The sequence below is a fragment of the Mesorhizobium sp. WSM4813 genome (genome assembly GCF_055811555.1).
In genome coordinates this window covers 29,340-51,831 of the sequence record NZ_JBVVQU010000041.1, presented here as the reverse complement: position 1 = coordinate 51,831, position 22,492 = coordinate 29,340, and the positions used below count along the sequence as shown (strand labels likewise).

Below are 22,492 nucleotides of genomic sequence, written 5' to 3'. Positions count from 1 at the left end.
GAGGAAAACCAGAGGATTGCTGAGGAAATAAGGGAAAACCTGTGTTGCGTTTGACAGCCAAGCGCTGTAAATTTGTCACGATTGTAAAACGACGGCATGGCATCGCCGCGCAGAAGTTATGTAAATTCCTGTCAAGGACAGTCGAGTGGCCGATCAGAAGATCTTCGCCGGGCCGCGCATTCGCCGCATCCGCAGCGCCAAGGGCCTGACCCAGACTGCGATGGCCGAAGGGCTCGGCATCTCGCCGTCCTACCTCAATCTCATCGAGCGCAACCAGCGGCCGCTGACGGTCCAGCTGATCCTGAAGCTGGCCTCCGTCTACAAGGTCGACCCGCATGAATTGCAGGGCGAGGCGAGGGGGTCGGTCGGCGCCTTGAAGGAAGTGTTTTCAGACCCGCTGCTGGTCGGCGAATTGCCTGGGGACCAGGAGCTGATCGAGCTTGCCGAGGCGGCGCCCAACGCTTCCGCCGCGGTGATAAAACTGTTTCGCGCCTATCGCGAGCAGGCCGAGCGCCTTTCCGACCTCAACGAGCTTCTCGCGCGTGAGGGCAAAGCGACGGCACTCTCCGGCGCCCGCTTGCCGATCGACGAGGTGCACGAGATTTTCGAGCGCCGGCCGAACCATTTTGCCGCGCTCGAAGAGGAAGCCGAGGCATTCACGTCGGTGCTCGATCCCGGCGACGATCTGCTCGGTGCGCTGAAGGCCTGGCTGAAGCGCGAATACGGCATCGTCGTCAAGGTGCTGCCGGTCGCCACCATGCCGAACTGGCGCCGCCGCTACGACCGCCACTCGCAACGCCTGTTTCTGTCCGAGCGCCTGTCGCCGTTCGATCAGTTGCGCGAGGTGGCGATGGAGGCCTGCCTGATCCGTATGACCGTCGCGGTGGCAGGCGAGATCCAGGCGCTGAAGCTGACCACGGATGAGGCCCGCCGGCTCGCCCGCTTCGAGCTTGGCCGCTACGCCGCCCATGCGCTGATGATGCCCTATCAGTCCTTTCACGCGGCAGCGATACGCGCACGTTACGATATCGACGTGCTGCGCTCGCGCTTCGGCGTCTCCTTCGAGCAGGCGGCGAACCGCCTGACCATGCTGCAGCGGCCGGGCACGCCGGGCGTGCCGTTCTTCATGCTCGAGGTCGATAATGCCGGCAACCGCTTCCGCAAGGCGGGCAGCCAGGGTTTTCCGCAAAGCCGCTTCGGCGGCGGCTGTCCAAAACTTCCCGTGCATGCCGCCTTTACCCAGCCCGGCCAGATCTTCGTCGAGGCGGTGGAAATGCCCGACGGCGCCGAATTCCTCTGCATCGCCCGCACGCTCGAAGGGCCGCAAGGCTCGTTTTCGGAGCGGCCGCGCCGTACGGCCCTTCTGCTGGGCTGCGACGTCGGCTTTCGTGACGAGATCGTCTACGGCGCGGCACTGCCGGGGGCGGCCGCCGCGAGCGGAAAAGCCGGACAGGGCATCAATCCGGCCACGCCGATAGGCCCCGCCTGCCGGCTGTGCGAGCGCATCGGCTGCCTCGCCCGCGCCGAACCGCCGGTGACGCGTCCGCTCGGCCTCGACGAAATGGTGACTGGATTAAGCGCATTCGATTTCCAGTGAGACCGTGACCTGCCGTCTTTGCCACAACCGTCGCTGTTTCTTGGATCACGCCTTTCCATCGTCTTTGCGCTAGGCGAATAAGGCACGTTTCTGTCGTCCGCTGTGTATCGTGCTGCCCCGAAATCGCCGACAGTCGCACTCATGACCGATACATTATCATCACCGACAGCCTTTTCGCCTGCCGTCTCGCCGCGTGAGGAGCGTGTCGGCCTCCTGTTGATATTCCTGTCGGCGCTGATGTGGAGTTTCGGCGGCGCCATCGCCCGCTTCATCGACGCCGGCGACAGCTGGACGGTGGTGTTCTGGCGCTCGGTCTGGGCCGCCGCCTTCCTGATCTGCTTCATGGTCTGGCGCGACGGCTGGCATGGCACGGTGAGGTTGTTCCGCGGCATGGGCCTGCCCGGCCTTGCCGTGGCGTTCTGCTTCGCCACCGCATCGACCTCATTCGTCGTGGCGCTTGCCTACACCACCGTCGCCAACATCCTTTTGATGCAGGCCGGCGTGCCGCTCCTGGCGGCGCTGTTTGCCTGGGTGCTGTTTCGCGAACGGGTCGCCTTGGCGACCTGGGTGGCGATTGCCGCCGTCATTGCCGGCGTCGCCATCATGGTGTCCGAATCGCTCGATGGCGCCGTGTCGCCCATCGGCGACGGCTTGGCGCTGCTCATCGCCGTGATGTTTTCGATCGCCACCGTCATCACGCGGCGCTTTGCCCATGTGCGCATGACGCCGGCGACCTGCCTCGGCACGATGATTGCCGGCGCGTTCGCGGCGTCGCAGGCATCGCAATTCGGCGTCTCCAGCAGCGACATAGGCTTCCTCTTTGCATTCGGCGTGATCAACCTGGGTCTCGGCCTTGCCTTTTTCGCCACCGGCGCTCGGCTTGTTCCGGCGGCGGTCGCAGCGCTACTCGGCACTTTCGAGCCGATCCTCGGCCCGATCTGGGTCTGGCTCATCCATTCCGAGGTGCCGTCGGGACGCACCATCCTTGGCGGCGCGGTCGTGGTCACGGCGCTGCTCGTCCATATCGGGCTCGAATTCAAGCGTCAGGCGCGGCCCGTGCGGCCGGGTGTCACCGGTATGCCGTCGCCCAATTGATGCAGCGCACGCGCCAAAGCGAGATGAACCATTGACAACGCTGCGGCCGCGCGGGCAGGCTGCCAATACGGCAACAACAAGACAGGCTCATCTTGCCAAGTCTCCCCTCCGGCCCGACCGAGACCGGACAACATCGTCGTATCCCTGCCCGCGCCGTGGCGAGAGCCTTTGACGGCGCCGGAATGCCACCTGGATCACGACATGGGAACGGGAGGCTCGGCCGCTGCACATCGAACCGCGAAGGTGTCGGCGGTTCGCGCTTGTCGCTTGTCGGAAAGCCCAATAATCTGAAGCAAACGCCCAGCCGCGCGACGAGCTGGCGATGGAACACTCATCAAAGGAGACACGCATGACCCGCAAAGCGTTCTGGCTTTCGGCGACCTCGGCATTTCTGACGCTTTTCACCCTCGGCGCTCATGCCCAGGATCGCGTCGTCAACGTCTATAACTGGTCGGATTACATCGACAGCTCGATCATCGAGGATTTCACCAAGGAAACGGGCATCAAGGTCACCTATGATACCTTCGATTCCAACGAACTCCTGGAGACGAAACTGCTTGCCGGCGGCAGCGGCTACGACGTCGTCGTGCCGACTGCCAATTTCCTCGCACGCCAGATCCAGGCAGGTGTGTTCCAGAAGCTCGACAAGTCGAAGCTGCCCAACATTTCCAACATGTGGGACATCGTTTCGGAGCGCACAGCCAAGTACGATCCCGGCAACGAATATTCGATCAACTACATGTGGGGCACGGTCGGCCTCGGCTATAACGTCAAGAAAGTGCAGGAAGCGCTCGGCACCGACAAGATCGATAGCTGGGACGTGTTCTTCAACCCGGAAAAGTTGGCCAAGCTGAAGGATTGCGGCGTCTATGTCCTCGATTCTCCGAGCGACATCCTCCCGAACGCCTTCAAATATCTGGGCATCGATCCCGAGACCACGTCGCCGGACGATTTCGCCAAGGCGGAAGAACTGATGCTGAAGATCAGGCCTTACATCCGCAAGTTCCACTCGTCGGAATATATCAACGCCCTGGCCAATGGCGACATCTGCCTGGCGGTCGGCTGGTCGGGCGACGTGTTCCAGGCGCGCGACCGTGCGTCGGAGGCCAACCGTGGCGTTGAGATCAGCTATTCCGTGCCGAAGGAAGGTGCCGAAATGTGGTTCGACCAGATGGCGATCCCGGCCGACGCGCCGCATGTCGCCGAGGCGCATGAATTCCTGAATTACATGATGAAGCCGGAAGTGATCGCCAAGTCGAGCAACTACGTCTTCTACGCCAACGGCAACAAGGCGTCGCAGCAGTTCATCGACAAGGAGATACTCGAGGATCCGGCGATCTACCCGGACGAGGCAACGCTGGCGAAGCTGTTTACCATCGCCCCCTACGATTCCAAGACCCAACGTGTCGTCACCCGGACCTGGACCAAGATCGTCACCGGGCAGTAAGCGACAGTCGACGACCCCGGCAGGTGCTGCCGGGGTCAGGTCTTCTGGGGATAGAACGCAGGACGGAGTGGGATATGAAATCGCTTGGCAGCATCCGCAGGGATTTCGCACCGTGGAACGATCCTAACGCCAAGCCATACATCCAGTTCGACAAGGTCACCAAGAAGTTCGGTGACTTCACCGCCGTTAACAATTTGTCGCTGACCATATTCGAGCGCGAGTTTTTTGCCCTGCTCGGGGCGTCGGGCTGTGGAAAATCGACGCTTCTGCGGATGCTCGCCGGCTTCGAGGAGCCGACCGCCGGCCGCATCCTGCTCGATGGCCAGGATCTGCACGGCATCCCGCCATACCGGCGGCCGGTCAACATGATGTTCCAGTCCTATGCGCTGTTCCCGCATATGACGGTCGAAAACAACATCGCCTTCGGCCTCAAGCAGGACGGCATGCCGAAGCCCGAGATCGCGGCGCGCGTTGGAGAGATGCTGAAGCTGGTCAAGCTCGAGCAGTTCGCCAAGCGCAAGCCGCACCAATTGTCCGGTGGCCAGCGCCAGCGCGTCGCGCTCGCCCGCTCGGTCGCCAAGCGGCCGAAGGTCCTGCTGCTCGACGAGCCGCTTGGCGCGCTGGACAAGAAGCTGCGCGAGGAAACGCAGTTCGAGCTGATGGATCTGCAGCAGTCACTCGGCCTTACCTTCGTCGTCGTCACCCACGACCAGGAAGAGGCGATGACCATGGCCGACCGTATCGCAATCATCGACAGGGGCGAGGTGATGCAGGTGGCGACGCCGGCGGAAGTCTACGAGGCGCCAGGCTCCCGTTTCGTCGCCGGCTTTGTCGGCAACGTCAACATGTTCGAAGGCAAAATTGCGCATGGCGAGGCCGGCGCTGCAAGCATCGACGCGGGCAACGGCATCACCATCCGGACCGAGAATGCCGGCGATGCGGCCACCGGCGCGGCCGTCGCCTTCGCCATCAGGCCGGAGAAGATCAAAGTATCGTCGACGAGACCGGCCGGTGCCGTCAACGCCATCGAGGGCGAGGTCTACGATATCGCCTATCTGGGCGACATGACCGTCTACCACGTCAGGCTTGATGACGGCCACGTGGTGCGGGCGAGCACGATGAACGCGGCCCGCATCACCGAGGATCCGCTGAGCTGGAACGACCGTGCCTGGGTGTCGTTCAGGCCGGACGCTGGCGTCGTGCTGACGCGATAGGGGCGGTCATGTCGAATGCCGCTGTCACCGCTGCAACAAGCGCTCGGGCCGCCGATGCGGGCAAATCCGCCCTGGCCAGACTGGGAGAGGCCTTCGTTGGCCGCCTTGTCATCATCATCCCCTATCTCTGGCTGGTTTTCTTCTTCCTGGTTCCGTTCGTCATCGTCTTCAAGATTTCGCTGTCGCAGACGGCGATCGCCATACCGCCCTACACGCCGGTGCTTGACTTTGGCGACGGGCTTTCCGGTTCATTCGCTCAGCTGAAACAGCTCAGCATCGATAACTACGTGTGGCTGACGCAGGACGCGCTCTACATCAACGCCTATGTGACGAGCGTCATCGTCGCCGCCATTTCGACGGTGCTGACATTGCTTGTCGGCTACCCCATCGCCTACGGCATGGCCCGCGCGCCGGCGATGCTGCGCCCGACTTTGCTGATGCTGGTGATCCTGCCGTTCTGGACCTCGTTCCTGATCCGCGTCTACGCCTGGATCGGCATCCTCAAGCCCGAGGGGCTGCTCAACCAGCTGCTGCTCGCCACCGGCGTCATCAGCCAGCCGCTGATCATCCTCAACACCTACACGGCGATCTTCATCGGCATCGTCTATTCCTATCTGCCGTTCATGGTGCTGCCGCTTTATTCCGCCCTCGAGAAAATGGATTATTCGCTGATCGAGGCGGCCAAGGACCTCGGCTGCCCGCCGACCAGCGCCTTCTGGAAGATCACCTTTCCGCTATCGCTGCCCGGCGTCATCGCCGGCTGCCTTCTGGTGTTTATTCCCGCCGTCGGCGAGTTCGTCATTCCCGACCTGCTCGGCGGGTCGCAGACCCTGATGATCGGCAAGACGCTGTGGAACGAGTTCTTCGCCAATCGCGACTGGCCGGTGTCGTCGGCCGTCGCCGTCATCCTGCTGTTGCTGCTGATCGTGCCGATCATGCTCTTCCAGCGGGCCCAAGCCCGCGCCCAGGAACAGGATCGGTAACCCATGAGCGCCACCTGGAGCCGCTTCAACATCACTTCGATCGTGCTGGGCTTTGCGTTTCTTTACCTGCCGATCGTCCTGCTCGTCGTCTTTTCCTTCAACGAGTCGAAATTGGTCACCGTCTGGGGCGGCTTCTCGACCAAATGGTACGTCTCGCTGTTCCACAACCAGGGCCTCATGGACGCCACCTGGGTAACGGCCCGCGTCGCCGTCATCTCGGCCACCGTGGCGACCGTGCTCGGCACGTTGGCGGCTCTTACCTTGACGCGCTACACGCGCTTCAAGGGCCGGATGCTGTTTTCCGGCATGGTCTTTGCGCCGCTAGTCATGCCGGAAGTCATCACCGGCCTGTCGCTGCTGCTGCTCTTCGTCGCCGTCGGGCTCGACCGCGGCTTTCTCACCGTCACGCTTGCCCACATCACCCTGACCATGTGCTTCGTCGCCGTCGTCGTGCAGTCGCGCCTGATCACGTTCGACCGCTCGCTGGAAGAGGCCGCGATGGATCTTGGCGCGCCGCCGGTGAAGACCTTCTTCCAGATCACGCTGCCGGTCATCATGCCGGCGATTGTGTCTGGCTGGATGCTGGCGTTCACATTGTCGCTCGACGATCTGGTCATCGCCAGCTTCACCTCAGGGCCCGGCGCCACCACGCTGCCGATGAAGATCTACAGCCAGGTTCGTCTCGGTGTGACGCCGGAGATCAACGCCGCCTGCACCATCCTGATCGCGGTCGTGGCGGTCGGGGTCATCATCGCGTCGCTCGCCAACAAGCGTCGCGAGGTGCAGCGCCAGCGCGACGAGCAGGCCGCGCAGCGGGGGTGACGAAAGGGGGCGGCAATACCCCCGTTGCCTACTCTCCGGAAACCCCGCGGCTTATCGGCGAAATGAACGGCGTGCTCCACGTTCCGCCGACGAAGAACGAAGATTGGTTGGGACCCTGGTTATTTGGCTGCGTGGCTGGCTGGTCCGCCTGAATGATGCCGCCGGACAGCGCCAGCCCGCGCCCGGCATAGGAGGCGATGCCGGAAAGCCAGATCTTGTACTTCGCTGAATTCGCTTCGGCCTTGTCGATCTTCGCCACACCGTTCGAAATGCTCGCCTTGAGTTCGGCCCCGTCGATCGGCAGCGTTCCGTCGGAGACATCGTCGAGCGCGAAGAACCCGCCCTGTTCGTTGTGTTTGAGAAACGCCTCCAGGTTGAACCGGCTCAACGCGCCCTGGCCGAATTTCGCCGAAACCGAGCCGTCGGCGTTCTCGAATATGGAATCCCAGGTTCTGCCCGGCCCCTTGAGGATGACCGAAACGGTTCCCGTGCCGATCGGCACCAGTCGCGTCATTCCGGCTGCGGTGCCAAAAGCCCCGCCATCGATGTCGGAGGCGAGCAGCCTAATTTCGACCTGCGTGCCTCCCGGCTTGCGGTCGAAACGAAGACTGCTCTGGATGTTGCCGCCAAAGGCCGATGCATCGGAAATATCAAAGACGGCAAGACCGTTCTTGACCTGGGCGGCGGCGGCGACGTCGGCAAGCTGGATGGCGCCTGCGGTGGCCTGCGCTGCCGACAGTCTGAGATCGAGATCGATCCGGTCGGCGACGCTTATGTCGATTTCGCCGGGCCCAGCGCCGTCCGTAGGCGCCAGGGGTGTGAAGGCGGAGAGAAACGACCGCAAGTCGAGCGTCTCGAAGGCGAGCGTACCGGCGATCACCGGCCGCGCCTCGCCAAAGGAGAAGTCCAGCGCACCCATTCCCGGATTGTCGTCCAGAGCGATCTCGGTGTTTTCGAATTTAATGCGGCCGGAAGTCGCCGTGACCTTGCTGGAAACGGAAACCGAGCCGATTGCCGCGCCCGGCGCGATGCCGGCCCGCGACCATTCGAGCACGCGCCTGAGTGAGGGTGCGGCAAATTTCGCCTGGCCGTCGAAATAGGCGTTCTCGGACATGCTGGCCACGCCGTCGAAGGAAAAACTGGCAGGGGCCGCCTTGAAGGAAAGCGTCATCGGCGCCGCACCGCCCCCAAACAGCACCAGCGGGTTCGACGATGCGGCATCCACGGCGACGCTTTCGCCACGCCAGATCCCGGTCGCCGACAGCGTCGCATTGCTGTTCATTGCGGCCCAGGTCGCCTGTCCACTCAGGCTGCTCAGTATCTCAGCGTCCTTACCATCGACCGAGGTCACCACGCGGCCGTTCCTGAACTCTACGGTGCCGAACGGATCTGCCGGCAGCTTGCTCAGGTCCGGCTTGGCTGGATTGGCGCTGACCACGGCGCGGGCGATGTCGATGGAACGCGTGATGCGCCCGCCTGAAGGCAGGGCGGGCAGGAAAAGCCCATGTGCTGCGCGTTGAACTCTGATCGTCGGCCGGATCAGCCGTGCCGTCGAGAACACCACGTCGCCACGCAATGCCGCCATGGCCGAGAGATTGACCTCGACCCGTTCGGCCTCGATCACCGGCGGGGCATCGGTTTCTGTCCATTGCGAAAGCGTCACGTCGGTCAAGATGGCTCGGAAATTTGGCCAGACCTCGATCCGCGGAGCGCCGTCGATGGTGACCCTGAAACCGCTCCACGCACTCATTTCCCAAGCGATGCGGTCGCGCACGATGCGGGTCGAGGCGACGAGCGGCAGGGCGGCAACGGCCAGCGCGATAACGAGCACGGCAACGCCGATCGCCCATATTCCGCGCCGGATCAAAGGTGATGACATGTCGCCCGTATGCTTCCGTTCCGACCAAATCGCCCGATGGGTGTAACCCCAGTCGTCACTACGACTTAGGGCTGAGGCATTTCAAGTCTTTATGGCCCAGCGATGGCATTTGCGCACATCCACGTCGCTCAGCCGAACAAAATCTTGCTCTGCTGCGCCGCAATATGCATAAGCGATGCCAATGCATGTCGCCAAAATGCGCAACCTTTTGGGATAACGACATGCATAAAAACAACAGTCTGAAGCGCGTCGTGTGAATTCTTCGAACGTGACGTGCTTCAAGGAGGAACGGTCATGGCCGGCGACGCACCGCTCTGGGCACCGACGAAAGACCAGGTCGACGCCGCGCCGATGACTGCCTTCATGCAGGCCGCCGCGGCCGCAACCGGCAAGGTTTTCTCCTGCTACGCGGATCTACATCGTTGGTCGATCGACGATCGCGAGGCATTTTGGAGCCTGGTCTGGGACTTTTGCGGGATCGTGGGCTACAAGGGGACCAATGGCGGCGAGCGCGTGCTTGTCGATGGCGAAAAAATGCCGGGCGCCACTTTTTTTCCCGACGCGAAGCTGAACTTCGCGGAAAACCTGTTGAAGAAAACCGGCCTCGGTGACGCCATCGTCTTTCGCGGCGAGGACAAGGTCGAGCGCCGGCTCTCCTGGAATGAGCTGCATGCGCTGACCTCGCGGCTGCAGCAGCTTTTCCTGTCGCTCGGGGTGAAAAAGGGCGACCGCATCGCCGCTATGATGCCCAACATGCCGGAGACGGTCGCGGCGATGCTGGCGACAGCCTCGATCGGCGCCGTCTGGTCGTCCTGCTCTCCTGATTTCGGCGAACAGGGCGTGCTGGACCGGTTCGGCCAGATCGAGCCTGTCGTCTTCATCGCGCCCGACGGTTACTGGTACAATGGCAAGGCCATCGAGGTTGCCGACAAGATCGCGGCGGTTGCGGCAAAGCTACCCACCGTCGGCAAAGTGCTGATCGTCGATTATCTTGGCACGTCGACCGATGTGGCGGCGACCATCGAGAAGGCGATTGCGCTGGACGAGGCGCTCTCATCCTTGGTCGCCAAGCCTGTCAACTTCGAACGGTTGCCGTTCGCGCATCCGCTCTACATCCTGTTTTCTTCCGGAACGACCGGCATCCCCAAATGCATCGTTCATTCGGCCGGCGGAACGCTGATCCAGCATGTCAAGGAAGAACGGCTCCACGCCGGCCTGCTCGACGGAGACCGCTTCTTTTATTTCACCACTTGCGGCTGGATGATGTGGAACTGGCTGGTGTCCGGCCTGGCGTCGGGCGCAACCCTTCTGCTCTATGACGGGTCGCCCTTTTATCCCGACGGCAACGTGCTGTTCGACTTCGCCGACGCCGAGAAAATGACCTATTTCGGGACCTCGGCCAAATTCATCGATTCCGTGCGCAAGGCCGGCCTCAGACCGATCAAAACGCATGATCTTTCCAGCGTGCGCACGATCTCCTCCACCGGCTCGCCACTGTCGCCCGAGGACTTCCGCTTCGTCTATGACGGCATCAAGAAGGACGTGCATCTCGCCTCGATCTCCGGCGGCACCGACATCGTCTCCTGTTTCGTGCTCGGCGTGCCGACCGAACCGGTATGGACCGGAGAGATACAGGGGCCTGGCCTCGGCCTCGCCGTCGATGTCTGGGACGACGACGGCCACCCGTTCAGGCAGGAGAAGGGTGAACTCGTCTGCACCAAGGCGTTTCCGGCAATGCCGATCGGCTTCTGGAACGATCCCGAAGGCAAGAAATACCACGCCGCCTATTTCGAGCGCTTCGACAATGTCTGGTGCCACGGCGACTTCGCCGAATGGACCGCCCATGGCGGCCTGATCATCCATGGCCGCTCCGACGCGACGCTCAACCCGGGCGGAGTGCGGATCGGCACTGCGGAGATCTACAATCAGGTCGAGCAGATGCCGGAAATCCTGGAAGCACTGTGCATCGGCCAGGATTTCGACAACGACGTGCGGGTTGTGCTGTTCGTGCGGCTGGCAGCGGGGGTGCAACTCGACGCGGAGCTGGAAAAACGCATCCGCGCGAAAATCCGCAGCGGCGCGAGCCCCCGCCACGTGCCGGCTAAAATCGTCGCCGTCGCCGATATTCCGCGCACCAAATCGGGCAAGATCACCGAACTTGCGGTGCGCGACATGGTGCATGGCCGCGCTGTCAAGAACAAGGAGGCGCTGGCCAATCCCGAAGCGCTCGAGCTGTTCCGCGACCTGCCGGAACTGGCCGACTGAGCCAACAGGCCGGCAACGCTATTCGACTGGATAGGCCCGGCCGAGCATGGTTAACGAAATATCTCGCTCGAATTTACCTAGATTTCATGAGTGGTACACATTGGTAAATTTTTCGCGGCGCCGGTAAGGTTTTGTTAAGGGCCGGCATCGATAGTCGTGCGTAACTTGAGGGAGAAATCCCGTTCCTCGAAATCCCCAGAGGATCTGAATTCGCTCAAGCCCCGTTGTAACAGCAATCCAATCATTCAAGGCGTCCTGTTGGACGCCTTTTCTTTTGGAGCATCGGACCCAAAAGTGGGCACCGGTTTTGGGAAAATCCGATGCTCAAACGAAAAGATAGAGCATCGGACCCAAAAGTGGGCACCGGTTTTGGGAAAATCCGATGCTCAAACGAAAAGATAGAGCGGCGACACGGGCGACTGAAAGTCCGCCGCTCTAATCGGCGAGCACGCGGGTCGACGGGAAAGCGACTTCGACCAGAGTGCCCTCGCCGGGCGTCGAGTTGATGGTGAACCGGGCCCGGTTCGCCTCGACCATGGCCTTGGTCAGCGGCAGCCCGAGGCCGGTGCCGTCGCCGCGCCCGCGCTTCAGCGCGTTGATCTGCTTGAACGGCTTGAGCGCCTGCTCGATCTCGGACTGGCTCATGCCGATGCCGGTGTCGCGCACGCGCATCACGACGTCGCCGGAGATCTCGTAAGCTGTCGATACGATCACCTGGCCGCCGGCCTGCGTGTAGCGGATGGCATTCGACAGGATGTTCAGCGCGATCTGGCGCACGCTGCGCAGATCGGCCACCACTTCCGGCAGCCGTGAGGCGAAGCTGGAGCGGATGATGACGCGTTCGCGGTTGGCTTGCGGCTGCATCATCGCCACCGTCTCGGCCAGCGTGTCGTTGAGCGACACCGCCTCATAAGCCATCTCCTGCTGGCCGGCCTCGATCTTCGAAATGTCGAGCAGGTCGTTGACCAGGTCGAGCACATGGTTGCCCGACCGGTTGATGTCGCGCAGATAGTCGCGGTAGCGGTCATTGGCGACCGGCCCGAATTTCTCGTCGACCATCAGCTCGGAAAACCCGATGATGGCGTTGAGCGGGGTGCGGATCTCGTGGCTGATGCGGGCGAGGAAGTCGGTCTTCTGCGAGGAGGCGCGCTCGGCCACGGCGCGCGCCTGGGTCAGGTCCTCTTCGGCCCGCTTCCACTGGGTGATGTCGCGCACAACCGCGCAGAAGCCGCTGTCGTTGGGCAAGCTGCCGATGGTCATGAACAGCGGAATGAAACGCCCCTGCGCCTCGCGTCCGATCACCTCGCGGCCGTCGTTGAGCACGCTCGCCACGCCGGGCTCGGACAATCCGTCGAGATAGTCTCGCGCGGCGCGCTGGCTTTCGATCGCGAACAGCGAGACGAAGGGCTTGCCGGTCACCTCGTCGCTGTCGAAACCGAACAGCGCTTCCGCTGGGCGGCTGATCGAGCGGATCGTTCCGTCTCGGCCGATCAGCACGACGCCATCGGTCGCGGTGTCGATGATGGTGCGCATCTCGGCGATGCGTGCCTTGAGCTCGGAAGTGTCCGGGTGCGTCTGGTCGTCGGCGCCATGCAGAATAGCTGCTGCCTCGTCGTCGCCGGAACGGCGCACGACCAGCATCAGCGCCTTGCCGCCACGCCACGGCACCGAGCGGAGAATGGCCTCGATCGGGAACTCCTGACCGTCACGAGTCTTCAGCCGCAATGCGTGATCGGTTCCGTCGGAGGCGCTGTCGTCGTAAGGATCGGCAAACAGCGCGCCGAGGCCACCGGCATCCTCCAGATCGTCGAGCGTGTCATAGCCGGTCAGGCTGAGGAATTCCTCATTCGCATAGTGAAGGTCGTCGCCGGAATGGATGAGCAGGGGCACCGGCAGCTTGCCGAGGATCGAGGTGTCTGGAGCCTTGCTGCCATCTGCGGTCGAAAAAGCCGATGGCACGAAGCCTTCGAGCTTGAGCGGCGGCGCCTGCAGGCGCCGCCGCTCGACCGGCGCCGGCTCCACGTTGCCGGCATCGCCGATGTGATCGGCTGACGAACGGGCTTCGTCGTCATCGGACGGCGCCCAATCCTCGTTGTCTTCTGCGTCACGGAAATCGGCAGCCGTCATGCTGTCGTCGTCTTCGGCGGCGGTCGATCGATCGCCCGTGTCGGTGGGTTCGACTACCTCTTGCGCCGCCTTGTCCGGCTCCGAAGCCGGCGCACCGTCGCTATTGTCGGCGACATAGTCCCGGTCGGCGTAGTCGAGCAGCGAGCCTGAGATGCCGGACACGGTTGTTTCCGGCTGCTCGCCGTCGAGCCTAGCGACATCCTTCTCGTCTTCGACATCGGTTTCGGACGATTCCGCCATAGCCGGTTCCGCCGACATTGCAGCATCGGGCTGTTCGCTCGGGGGATTGTCCTTCTTGAGCCGCTCGCCGATCTCACGGAATGCACTGCGTTCCAGCGTCGACAGGCCTTTGTCGTTGGCCGGCTGCCTGTGCTCGGCCAACCGGATCACCTTGTCGGCAAAGCGCCGCTCCGGCTTCGGCACGATGGTCAGTGCCGGCACCTCGCCCTGGAACGGGTCGGTTTCGTCAGGCGCTTCGGCGACTTCCGGCTCGACGGCTGCGGTGGCCTCGGCATTGGGGACAAGCGCCATGCCGATCGCTTCGGGATCGACCACTGCATCGCTGGTGCGTGCAACGCCGAAGCCGCGAAAACCCTCGAAGGCACGGCTGCGGCCGTAGACAGGCAGCGCCGCCAGGTCGACGGGTATCTTGAAATCGGTGCCGGCAACCGGCCACAGCACCGAGCGGCCGGACCAGGTGTCGCGTCGATCGAGCAGGCCGGCGATCTCGCCGGACGCATCGAGGTCGAAGGTCGCCGCGACGTCCCTGAAGCGCCGGCCGATCACATCGGCGGCAGGCTTGCCGACGAGTTCCGCGAATTCCGGCGACAGCGCACTGAACCTGCCTTCGGCGTCGGTGCGCCAGACGAAACGCAGGGGCGCCGCCGCGCGGTCGATCGAGGGGATGGCACGCGCAGTCGGGGCCCTGATGGCATCCTGTGCGGGACTTTCCGCCGAAGCATCCGCCTCGACACGTCCGGACGCATCCGGTTCCCGCTTTTGCGCCTCATCCTCGCTGGCGCTGAAATACCAATGGTCATGCTGTGGAGGCATTCCGCCGCCCGCTTCCGGACCCTGCTCGGTTGAATCAGGCGCGCTTGAATCAGGTCCGGTCGAATCGGGCCCGATGGAATCGGCAATCTCATGCTCCGCCGACCCCGAAGCATCTTCGCCGGCTGCCGGGACTGTCTGCGCTGCCGCATCCGTCTTCGAGACTGTTGCCGGCGCGCTGTCCTGTCCTGCTTTTGGCCGGACTGCGGCATCAGCCGCCGCCATACCGGTAGCGGTTTCCATCCCAGCGCTGCGCTCGCCAGCAGAGGCCTCTTCGGAGTCAAGCTGGTCCTCGTCGATCACCACCAGCAGGTGCCGCTCGTCCGTCAGCCGGGCGAGGCCGGCCGGATAGGAAGTGGTGCCGCCTGGAACGAGGCGTTTGACGATGCGGTCGCTCTCGTTCGCCACATCGGTCACAAGCGCTGCCAGCGTTTCGGGCAGGATGCCGAGCGCCGAAAAACCGTCGGAAGCGGCCTCGATGGTGCCCTTGGCGTCGACGAAGGCGATGTAATGACCGTCTTCGGTAAAGCCGCTGATGGCCCGTGCGGCGATCTCGGCAGCGCTGCGCGAGCCGGTCTGTGCCGCCGGCACCGCCAGCATGATCGCGTTTTCGCCGTCAGGCATTGTCACCACGCTGGCCAGAAAGCCGACCGCGCGGCTGGTCAGGCCGGTTGCCAGCCGCACCGTGATGGCGCGGTCGCGGCCGATCTGTGGAAAACCGCTTGTCGCCATGATCTGGCGCCTGGCGATCAGGGGCAAGCCTGTCGAGGCGCCGATAATGGCCTCGATGTCGGGGTAGCCGAATACCGCTGCCCCTGATCCGTTGGCCCAGATCACCTGTTCGAGGTCTGCCGACAGAAGGGCGATCGCGTCGCCGGCGGCAAAGCGCTGGCGGACCGCGTCGAGCACGGCGACGTCGAGGAAGGAGTAGTTTTCGGACGGCATGCGCTTTGGGAACCCTCACAGAGCGGCAGTTTTCGGTTAACGCTTTGTTAATAAAAGCCGACGGCGCGAAGGTCCACAAGCCATAGCGTGCAACCGCCGGAATCTCTGGGCTCGTGGTTAATGCTGAGAGAGAAATTGTATGGTGCGCTGCAACAAAGATATTGCAATGCACAAAATTTGCCTTTATATTGCCATCATACATGAACGAGACGGCTTTCTGTCGAAGCCGCTGCCGCTGCAAAGGATGGAATATGTCCAGGACCAAGACCGCTGAAAATGTCGAATTCCCGAGCTTCGACGCTTCCAAAGCCACCGACCAGATCCGCGCTTTCGCCGAAAAGGGCGTCGAGCAGTCGAAAGAGGCCTATGCCAAGCTGAAGACCGGCGCCGAAGAGACCCAGAAGGCTCTGGAGTCGACCTTTGAGACCGCCAAGACCGTTTCCAACGACCTGTCGCTCAAGACCATCGCCGCTCTGCGCGCTAATACCGAAGCCGGCTTTTCGCATTTCGAAGCGCTGATCGGCGCCAAGTCGCTGTCGGAGGTCGTTGAACTGCAGACCGCATTCCTGCGTAAGCGCGTCGAGATGACCGTCGAGCAGGCAAAGGATTTCCAGACCGTCGCCTCCAAGGCGGCCGAGGACGTCTCCAAGCCGATCAAGACCGCCTTCGAGAAGGCGATGAGCGAAATCAAGGCCGCCTAATATTTGCGCATATTTCGAAGATGCAAAAAGGTCGCATTTCTTCGAACAGGATTATGTGAGATATAGTGGTCAAGCGAATACCCGGCGGGTGGAACCTCCTCCCTCTGCTCTCCGGGGTGACCAGCCAGCACCTCCTCCCGCTGGCTCGTAACAGGAAAAGGCCGGCACCTCCTCCCGCCGGCCTTTTTCTTTGCCCGGCGAAATAGGATGTCGATGCCGGAGCGCTCTTTGCCTACAGCGCCGCGCGTCCTCTTGGACGCGCAAAGGACGCTGTAGAACTTTGGATTTTGCGCATGGTCCTTTCCGAAAATCGATTCTGATTTTCGGGGTCATGCGCGGCCAAAAGCCTTGAATTAAACTCCGATAGCCCGTATGGACGCATCGCCGAACGACAGAGCGGGCCCGGAGAATGGGCAGACGTGCCGTTGTAGCTCAGATGGTTAGAGCGCCGGATTGTGGATCCGGAGGTCGCTGGTTCGATCCCAGCCAACGGTACCACTACTTTCCTCAATAAATTAAACCTGCTGGCGGATGGGGTAGGATCGGCGATCCGCCAATTGGCCGCTAATCCGTCGGAAAGCGCGCTAGACTGCCAAAACGCGCGGTTAGCGCGTCGGCGCTGGCCTTCGTTCCAAACAACAAGCCCGCCGCGCACTTCGGCACGGCGGGCGTCAGTCCGAAGAGTTCGTGTCAGTCGTAGACCTTCACAATCTTGCGCGTACCTGGATCGACCAGGACGGTTCGGCCATCGACGACGACGTAGCGGTACTGAACGTCCGGCACCTCGTAAAGCTCGACTGTATCGGGCAGAGCTGTGCCGATGTTGAGCTCCACGCCGAGAAGGCTGACGGATGCCATCGGTTTCTTTTTCACGTATTCGCGGATCACAACGTCCTGCTCGGGTTGAATGATGACGTCCTGAGCGGCGGCGGCGCTGACGCCAACGAGCAGAAGGATGCCTGCCGCGGCCGAAGAAAGTTGCTTTCTCATATTACCTCCAAGCGAACTCCGCTGTGGCGCTTCATTGCTGCCGCGACGGATTGCTCAGCTTGAACGGTGTGGAGCAAATCTTGTTCCACCGGCAGTGCGCGAATCCGCTTACACGAACGCGCGCCCGCTCAAGGCGACAAGCCATCCTGACAGTTATTTCTGGAACGATTGTCGAGACAGAGCGGGCAGGCTCCGTGGTAACATGATAGCAAAAAAGCCAATCAACGGCTGCACTCGGATTGTGGATCCGGAGGTAGGCGGCCGCGCTGCCTATGTGTCAGCCGCAATCGTCGCCTGCAACCATTGTGTGATGGCATCGAAAGCGATCGGTTTGGTCGTGTCGACGTCAAACAGGGGTCCGCGCCGCAGCGGCTCGGCGCGCTTGGCCAGTTCGATCAGTTCGGGGATGTAGCCCGCGCCGGGATGGCCGGCGGGACGCTGGTCGAGCCGTGCGCGATAGCGCTCGGCAAGAACCTCGTCGGGAGCATGACACCAAATTTCGGCGGTCTGCTCGACGCCGGCCCTTCGCAGGTGATCCTCGAGCACCTGGCGCGGCTGGAAGCCGAACCAGGCGTCGACGACAAATATGGTGCCCGCCGGAGCCTCGCCGACGACCGACCAGATGGCTTCGTAACTGGCGCGGCCGAGCGTGCGGTTGAATTCGCGATCGCCGCCGCCAAGCACTTCGAGGAACGGGTTCTTGATCGTATCGAGCGCGAGCAATGGCCAACCCATTCGCTCGGCGATACCGCGCGAGACCGTGCTTTTGCCGCTGGCGGGGATGCCGTTGACGAGCACGGCACGCCGGCCGGGCACGGCACGCTCGCCGGGGTTGAGTCGGGCAGATGGTAAGGACACGGGCGCGACTGCAGCCTTCCTCGCGAGCGCTTGCAGACCGGCGCCGATGACGCCTGCGTCGTCGCCCAGTTGCGCCGGTTCCACCGGGCATTGGTACCACGGAGCCAAGGCGGGAGCCCTGGCAAGCGCCCGGTGGGCCGCTAGGCCGAGTCCGCCGCCGAGCAGGACCAGGTCAGGGTCGAACATGGCCACGGTCGTATCGATTGCCGCACGCAGCGGCCCGGCCCAGGCTTCCAGTATGCCGCGCGCCAAGGGATCGCCGCCCGCACCCCGGGCAAAAAGCTGATCGACCGAAACATCCGGACCGAGGCCTGCCCGCGCGATGTGACGGCCAAGCGCTGTACCTGAGCTGGTGGTTTCAACGCAGCCGCGCCGGCCGCAGACGCACGCTTCGCCTGATATGTCGACGGTGATGTGGCCGAGCTGCCCCGCCGTCCCCTTGCCGCGGACGATCCGCCGGTTCTGGACCACGGCACCGCCAATGCCGGTCCCGATCGTGAACATAACGATGCTTTCACGGCCTCTGGCGGCGCCGAGAGCCATCTCTGCGATCAGTGCCATGTTGCAGTCATTGTCGATCACGACGGGCTTGCCCGCCAGGCTTTCCAGTCGTTGCGCCAGGGAGATCGAAGCGAGGTTGACATAGCCTCCGGACAAGACCGCGCCAAGCCGCGCATCGACGCGTCCGGGGACGCCGATGCCGATGGCCTCAACTTCGGGAGAATCGAGCCGGCGAACCATCTCGGCGATCCGGGAGAGCACAAGCTCCGGGTCCGGCGCGCTTTTCTCGGAAATGCGGTCGAGGATTTCGCCCGTGTCGGAAATACGGGCGGCGCGCAGATTGGTGCCGCCGATATCGATTCCTATGGCGATCGAACTAAGAGGCATGACGTCCCATACGTGTCCGGTTTGAACGCCGAATGGCTAAGCGGCTTTCTGCCTGTTGTTTCCGATCACCGCCTGAAGCTCGCGCAATCTCGACACCGCGATGGTCTTAAGCCTTTCCCGCTGAATGTCACGGTCAAGCGAGATGCAGTCCTTCCACAGCGACCGGCCGGCGATAACGCCTGACGCGCCGTTCCTCATCGCGATCTCGACCTGGCCCAGGAAGGTTGCGTGGTTGACGCCGGCGGAGAGGACCGCCCATGGCACCTCGCCAGCCATGCCGCTGATCCTAGCGCAGGCTTCCGGCGTTCCGGGATAAGGAAGCTTGAGCACCTTTGCCCCGCATTCCAGCGAAATCCGGGTGCCTTCCTCGACAAGCCAGGGGATCTTGGCTGTATAGTCTTCAAGGCTTTCCCCTTCGACCTGGTAGGTCAGGAACTCGACGACCAGCAGGAGGTCCTCCTGCGCGAAGTCGGCGATGCATTGGCGCAGAATGGCGACATTTTGCTCATTCGCCTCAGGCCTATCAGCCCTGAGATAGACCATGATCTTGCCGCCGGTGCCGCCGAGTTCGTGGACGCGGCGCGCGCCGATGCCGGGAACGAGGCGCGACAGGCGGTAGCCGGCGGGCGAGACGTCGAAGCCCGAGGCATCGAGGCCGATGAGCAGAGCTGTATCGCGGCTCAGCACCCCTTCATCGACAACCCGCGGCACTGCGCAGAGCGGGTCGAGCAGCACGCAGGATGCTTGGCTGGCGAGGTATCGCGTGATGTCGGACTTGGTGTCGCCGAGCATGTCGTTGGTGATATTGGCCTGTTCTGCAGGGTCCGCCGCAAGCAAGGTCCGCATGCCGCCGCGCTGGTCACAGGCGATGGCCATGATGGCCCCGTCTGTGCCGCATATCTGCTGATAGCCGCGCAACTCTGCGGTCGTCATCTTTGTCATGGTCTTCTGTCCGATGTTGGCGCCCATTCAACAGGGCGCGGTTCCGTGGAACAAGAAAGGTTTAGTTTTTACCGGCCTGTCGGCAGGAGGTTTTGCCGCTTTGGATGCGCTATCGAACCGAGAAATTCGGCCTGGCCCGCAATTCGTCGAGGAAACGAGCCCACGTTGCGAGTCAGCCGAATTTGCGCGATAACTCCCATCGGTCGCTAGGTCTGTAACACATTGCTGAAAGGAATTGCAACTGCCTGTCCCTCCCGCACAAGATGCAGCCGCATCGCGGACGATGCTGCATACGGTCGCCAAACTGCACTATGAGGCTGACATGTCGCAGGTCGATATCGCGCGGCGGCTTGGTGTCTCCACCGCGACCATATCGCGTCTCCTGCAGCGCGCGAGAGCAGAGGGCATCGTGCGGATTGAGGTTCTCGATCTTGCAACCCCCGAAGGCATCATCACGCAGTTGGTCGAGGGACTCGGACTTCGCGAAGCGGCGGTCATCGAAACGCCGGCAGCCGGTGCGCTGACGGCCCTCGCTGCGCCGCTCGGCGCCTTGCTCAGGCAAGCGGAACTGACGGCCGGCTCGGTGGTCGCCATTGGCTGGGGACGAGCCGTTCGCGAGGTGATCCAGGCAGGCCTGCCGCGCATTCCCGGCATTCTTACCGTCGCTGCCACCGGCGGCATGCAGCAGCAGGCGCCGCATTTTCAGATCAACGAGTTTGTGCGGCTCGCCGCCGAAGAGTTCGGCGGGACGCCGCATTTCATCCATGCGCCCTATCTGCCGTCCACCGAGTTGCGTGAGGTCTTCCTCGGCGATGCAGCCATCCGCGACAGCGTCGCGCTTTGGAACCGGACCGACGTTGCGATCGTCGGCATCGGTCTGCCCCATGCCATCAATCCGCCCGAGGCGAGCGCGGCCACGCTGAGCGAGCAGGCCCTGTTTCATGCGGCGGGGGACGTTATCAGGCATTATTTCGACGCCGAAGGTAACCTTATCCCGTGGGAGGGGGAGGGCCGGATGATCGCAATGTCGCCGGCCCAGCTTCGAGCCGTCCCCTTGGTGGTCGGTGTTGCCGCCTCGCCGGAGAAGGCGACGGCCATCATCGGTGCCGTCCGCGCCAAGCTTATCAACGCCCTGGTAACGGACACGAAGACGGCTCAGGCCATCCTCGAGGCTCTCTTACCCCGATAGTGGTGGGCGCGCGACGATGCGTGACATCGGCACGCCTGATCCAAACCCGGCTCGCGAGCCTGCCGCCGCGAAATCATCAGTTGTGTCGTCAAAGAGTTGGGGCAATAGTCTGCGCGTGAGGGGTTCCGCGGAGCTGACAAATGTTGTCCGGTTTGAAAGCGTTTCGATCCCGGAAATACCAAGTTGCAATTTCTTTCAGCAAAGTGTTACAACCTTGCGGCTAGGCCGCATGCGCGCCGAGCGGCGCTGTTCCCCGCACCTTGCGGAGGCTAGAACGGGACTGCGCATCAGGCTGGTCGTTTCGACTGGCTGATCTAACGACTGGGGGGCGCTCGGGAGGAAAGCTGCCCATAACAGCAAGCAGGCGAATCCGTCTCTCGCCGCCAGCACTTCACATAGCCGGATCAAATTGACAGCCATTTCAAATGTCGATCGCAACGGCAAATCTGCCAACATTATGAGGAGGATGTTATGAAGAAGATTGTTGCCGCCTTGGCGGCTCTCGCCATCTGCGCAACGGCGCTGGTCACGCCCGCTTTGGCGCAGGACAAGAAGTTCACCATTGCGCTCATTCCGGGTCTTACCACCGACGGTTTCTACATCACCATGCGCAAGGGCGCCCAGGCGGCAGCTGATGCCCTTGGCGTGACCCTGGTTTTCCAAGGCGCCCCGGATTTCAATCCGGTAACGCAAGTCCCCGTGCTTGACGCGGTCATCGCCAAGAAGCCGGACGCTATCCTGATCGCGCCGACCGACAAGGTTCAATTGGTCGAGCCGCTGCGCAAGGCCAACGATGCCGGCATTCCGGTGATCACCGTCGACACTTTCATCGGCAGCGGCGTCTACCAGACCGGCGCCGGCGAGGCGGATTTCCCACTGTCCTATATTGCCTCGGACAATATTCTGGGCGGCGAGATCGCCGCGCGGGCATTGGCCAAGGCCATAGGCGACAAGGGCAAGGTTTACGTTTCGAACGTCAAGCCTGGCATTTCGACCACCGACCAGCGTGAAGAGGGCTTCAAGAAAGAGATGGCGGCCAACCATCCCGAGATCACCGTTCTCGAGACCCAGTTCAACGACAACGACGCCAACAAGGCCGCCTCGCAGCTGCAGGCTGTGTTCGCGCGCAATCCCGATCTCGTCGGCGTGTTTGGCGCAAACCTGTTCTCGGCGCTTGGCGCGGCCAATGGCGTCCAGCAGGCCGGGCAGACCGGCACCGTCAAGGTCGTGGCGTTCGACGCGCCGACCAGCATTGTCGACAACATCAACACTGGCCTTGTCGACGTAGCGATTGCCCAGCATCCCGCGGAAATCGGCTATTTCGGTGTCATGTCGGCCTATGCTCATCTGACCGGCCAGTCGATCCCGGTTGCGATCGGCACCGGCTTTACGATCATGGACAAGTCCAACATCGCCGACCCCATCATTTCGAAGTACCTCTATTCCGAATAAGTCCAGTCGGTCTCCTTCCGGCCTGTCGGAAGGAGACCTGCGCCGGGT

At 62.6% G+C, this 22,492-nt stretch carries 15 protein-coding genes and 1 tRNA gene; 11 read left to right on the top strand and 5 right to left on the bottom strand.

Annotated elements, in window-relative coordinates; translation table 11 throughout:
* Positions 1-145 precede the first annotated feature (145 nt).
* The 6 genes from AC0L25_RS22325 (at position 146) to AC0L25_RS22300 (ending at position 7,158) form a co-directional block, all read left to right on the top strand.
* On the top strand, positions 146-1,597 hold the full coding sequence (locus AC0L25_RS22325) for a helix-turn-helix domain-containing protein (protein ID WP_473597500.1): 1,452 nt from the start codon (positions 146-148) through the stop codon (positions 1,595-1,597).
* 141 nt (positions 1,598-1,738) lie between these two features.
* Positions 1,739-2,692, top strand: coding sequence for a DMT family transporter (locus AC0L25_RS22320; protein WP_473597499.1), 954 nt, complete (start codon positions 1,739-1,741; stop codon positions 2,690-2,692).
* Positions 2,693-3,041: 349 nt separating this feature from the next.
* Positions 3,042-4,139 (top strand): polyamine ABC transporter substrate-binding protein, encoded by a 1,098-nt coding sequence (locus tag AC0L25_RS22315; protein ID WP_473597498.1) that lies wholly within the window; start codon positions 3,042-3,044, stop codon positions 4,137-4,139.
* A 74-nt stretch (positions 4,140-4,213) separates the two neighbouring features.
* Positions 4,214-5,353, top strand: a complete 1,140-nt coding sequence (locus AC0L25_RS22310) for an ABC transporter ATP-binding protein (protein ID WP_473597497.1) — start codon at positions 4,214-4,216, stop codon at positions 5,351-5,353.
* Positions 5,354-5,361: 8 nt separating this feature from the next.
* A complete protein-coding gene (locus AC0L25_RS22305; protein ID WP_473597496.1) occupies positions 5,362-6,336 on the top strand; it encodes an ABC transporter permease subunit in 975 nt (324 codons plus the stop codon).
* A 3-nt stretch (positions 6,337-6,339) separates the two neighbouring features.
* Positions 6,340-7,158: an ABC transporter permease gene (locus AC0L25_RS22300; protein ID WP_473597495.1), complete on the top strand. Its 819-nt coding sequence runs from the start codon at positions 6,340-6,342 to the stop codon at positions 7,156-7,158.
* 28 nt (positions 7,159-7,186) lie between these two features.
* Here AC0L25_RS22300 and AC0L25_RS22295 read toward each other — a convergent pair whose 3' ends face one another.
* Entirely contained in the window at positions 7,187-9,037 is a 1,851-nt protein-coding gene (locus AC0L25_RS22295) for an AsmA family protein (RefSeq protein WP_473597494.1), read from the bottom strand.
* A gap of 294 nt (positions 9,038-9,331) precedes the next feature.
* On the opposite strand from AC0L25_RS22295, the gene AC0L25_RS22290 reads away from it, so the two are divergent.
* Positions 9,332-11,302 (top strand): acetoacetate--CoA ligase, encoded by a 1,971-nt coding sequence (locus tag AC0L25_RS22290; protein WP_473597493.1) that lies wholly within the window; start codon positions 9,332-9,334, stop codon positions 11,300-11,302.
* Between the two features lie 435 nt (positions 11,303-11,737).
* Here AC0L25_RS22290 and AC0L25_RS22285 read toward each other — a convergent pair whose 3' ends face one another.
* Positions 11,738-15,424, bottom strand: coding sequence for a PAS domain S-box protein (locus AC0L25_RS22285; protein ID WP_473597492.1), 3,687 nt, complete (start codon positions 15,422-15,424; stop codon positions 11,738-11,740).
* Positions 15,425-15,675: 251 nt separating this feature from the next.
* On the opposite strand from AC0L25_RS22285, the gene AC0L25_RS22280 reads away from it, so the two are divergent.
* Both AC0L25_RS22280 and AC0L25_RS22275 read left to right on the top strand, forming a co-directional pair.
* The gene (locus AC0L25_RS22280; RefSeq protein WP_352952711.1) at positions 15,676-16,125 is read left to right on the top strand and encodes a phasin; all 450 of its coding nucleotides are present in this window, start codon (positions 15,676-15,678) and stop codon (positions 16,123-16,125) included.
* A 421-nt stretch (positions 16,126-16,546) separates the two neighbouring features.
* Positions 16,547-16,623: transfer RNA gene (locus tag AC0L25_RS22275), tRNA-His, on the top strand.
* Between the two features lie 192 nt (positions 16,624-16,815).
* On the opposite strand, the gene AC0L25_RS22270 is transcribed toward AC0L25_RS22275, so the two are convergent.
* The 3 genes from AC0L25_RS22270 to AC0L25_RS22260 all read right to left on the bottom strand — a co-directional run bounded on the left by AC0L25_RS22270 (position 16,816) and on the right by AC0L25_RS22260 (position 19,803).
* Positions 16,816-17,115 (bottom strand): DUF1236 domain-containing protein, encoded by a 300-nt coding sequence (locus AC0L25_RS22270; RefSeq protein WP_473597491.1) that lies wholly within the window; start codon positions 17,113-17,115, stop codon positions 16,816-16,818.
* Between the two features lie 270 nt (positions 17,116-17,385).
* A complete protein-coding gene (locus tag AC0L25_RS22265; protein ID WP_473597490.1) occupies positions 17,386-18,861 on the bottom strand; it encodes an ROK family protein in 1,476 nt (491 codons plus the stop codon).
* A 36-nt stretch (positions 18,862-18,897) separates the two neighbouring features.
* Entirely contained in the window at positions 18,898-19,803 is a 906-nt protein-coding gene (locus tag AC0L25_RS22260; RefSeq protein WP_473597489.1) for a tagatose-bisphosphate aldolase, read from the bottom strand.
* A 283-nt stretch (positions 19,804-20,086) separates the two neighbouring features.
* On the opposite strand from AC0L25_RS22260, the gene AC0L25_RS22255 reads away from it, so the two are divergent.
* Both AC0L25_RS22255 and AC0L25_RS22250 read left to right on the top strand, forming a co-directional pair.
* Complete coding sequence (locus AC0L25_RS22255) at positions 20,087-20,992, top strand: sugar-binding transcriptional regulator (protein WP_473597488.1); 906 nt, start codon at positions 20,087-20,089, stop codon at positions 20,990-20,992.
* 471 nt (positions 20,993-21,463) lie between these two features.
* Positions 21,464-22,444, top strand: coding sequence for an ABC transporter substrate-binding protein (locus AC0L25_RS22250; RefSeq protein WP_473597487.1), 981 nt, complete (start codon positions 21,464-21,466; stop codon positions 22,442-22,444).
* Positions 22,445-22,492: the final 48 nt, after the last annotated feature.

Excerpts from the sequence above, each read along its gene's own strand:
- AC0L25_RS22320 (WP_473597499.1), top strand. The coding sequence starts at position 1,739 with ATGACCGATACATTATCATCACCGACAGCCTTTTCGCCTGCCGTCTCG.
- AC0L25_RS22315 (WP_473597498.1), top strand. The coding sequence starts at position 3,042 with ATGACCCGCAAAGCGTTCTGGCTTTCGGCGACCTCGGCATTTCTGACG.
- AC0L25_RS22310 (WP_473597497.1), top strand. The coding sequence starts at position 4,214 with ATGAAATCGCTTGGCAGCATCCGCAGGGATTTCGCACCGTGGAACGAT.
- AC0L25_RS22305 (WP_473597496.1), top strand. The coding sequence starts at position 5,362 with ATGTCGAATGCCGCTGTCACCGCTGCAACAAGCGCTCGGGCCGCCGAT.
- AC0L25_RS22300 (WP_473597495.1), top strand. The coding sequence starts at position 6,340 with ATGAGCGCCACCTGGAGCCGCTTCAACATCACTTCGATCGTGCTGGGC.
- AC0L25_RS22295 (WP_473597494.1), bottom strand. The coding sequence starts at position 9,037 with ATGTCATCACCTTTGATCCGGCGCGGAATATGGGCGATCGGCGTTGCC.
- AC0L25_RS22290 (WP_473597493.1), top strand. The coding sequence starts at position 9,332 with ATGGCCGGCGACGCACCGCTCTGGGCACCGACGAAAGACCAGGTCGAC.
- AC0L25_RS22285 (WP_473597492.1), bottom strand. The coding sequence starts at position 15,424 with ATGCCGTCCGAAAACTACTCCTTCCTCGACGTCGCCGTGCTCGACGCG.
- AC0L25_RS22280 (WP_352952711.1), top strand. The coding sequence starts at position 15,676 with ATGTCCAGGACCAAGACCGCTGAAAATGTCGAATTCCCGAGCTTCGAC.
- AC0L25_RS22270 (WP_473597491.1), bottom strand. The coding sequence starts at position 17,115 with ATGAGAAAGCAACTTTCTTCGGCCGCGGCAGGCATCCTTCTGCTCGTT.
- AC0L25_RS22265 (WP_473597490.1), bottom strand. The coding sequence starts at position 18,861 with ATGCCTCTTAGTTCGATCGCCATAGGAATCGATATCGGCGGCACCAAT.
- AC0L25_RS22260 (WP_473597489.1), bottom strand. The coding sequence starts at position 19,803 with ATGACAAAGATGACGACCGCAGAGTTGCGCGGCTATCAGCAGATATGC.
- AC0L25_RS22255 (WP_473597488.1), top strand. The coding sequence starts at position 20,087 with ATGCTGCATACGGTCGCCAAACTGCACTATGAGGCTGACATGTCGCAG.
- AC0L25_RS22250 (WP_473597487.1), top strand. The coding sequence starts at position 21,464 with ATGAAGAAGATTGTTGCCGCCTTGGCGGCTCTCGCCATCTGCGCAACG.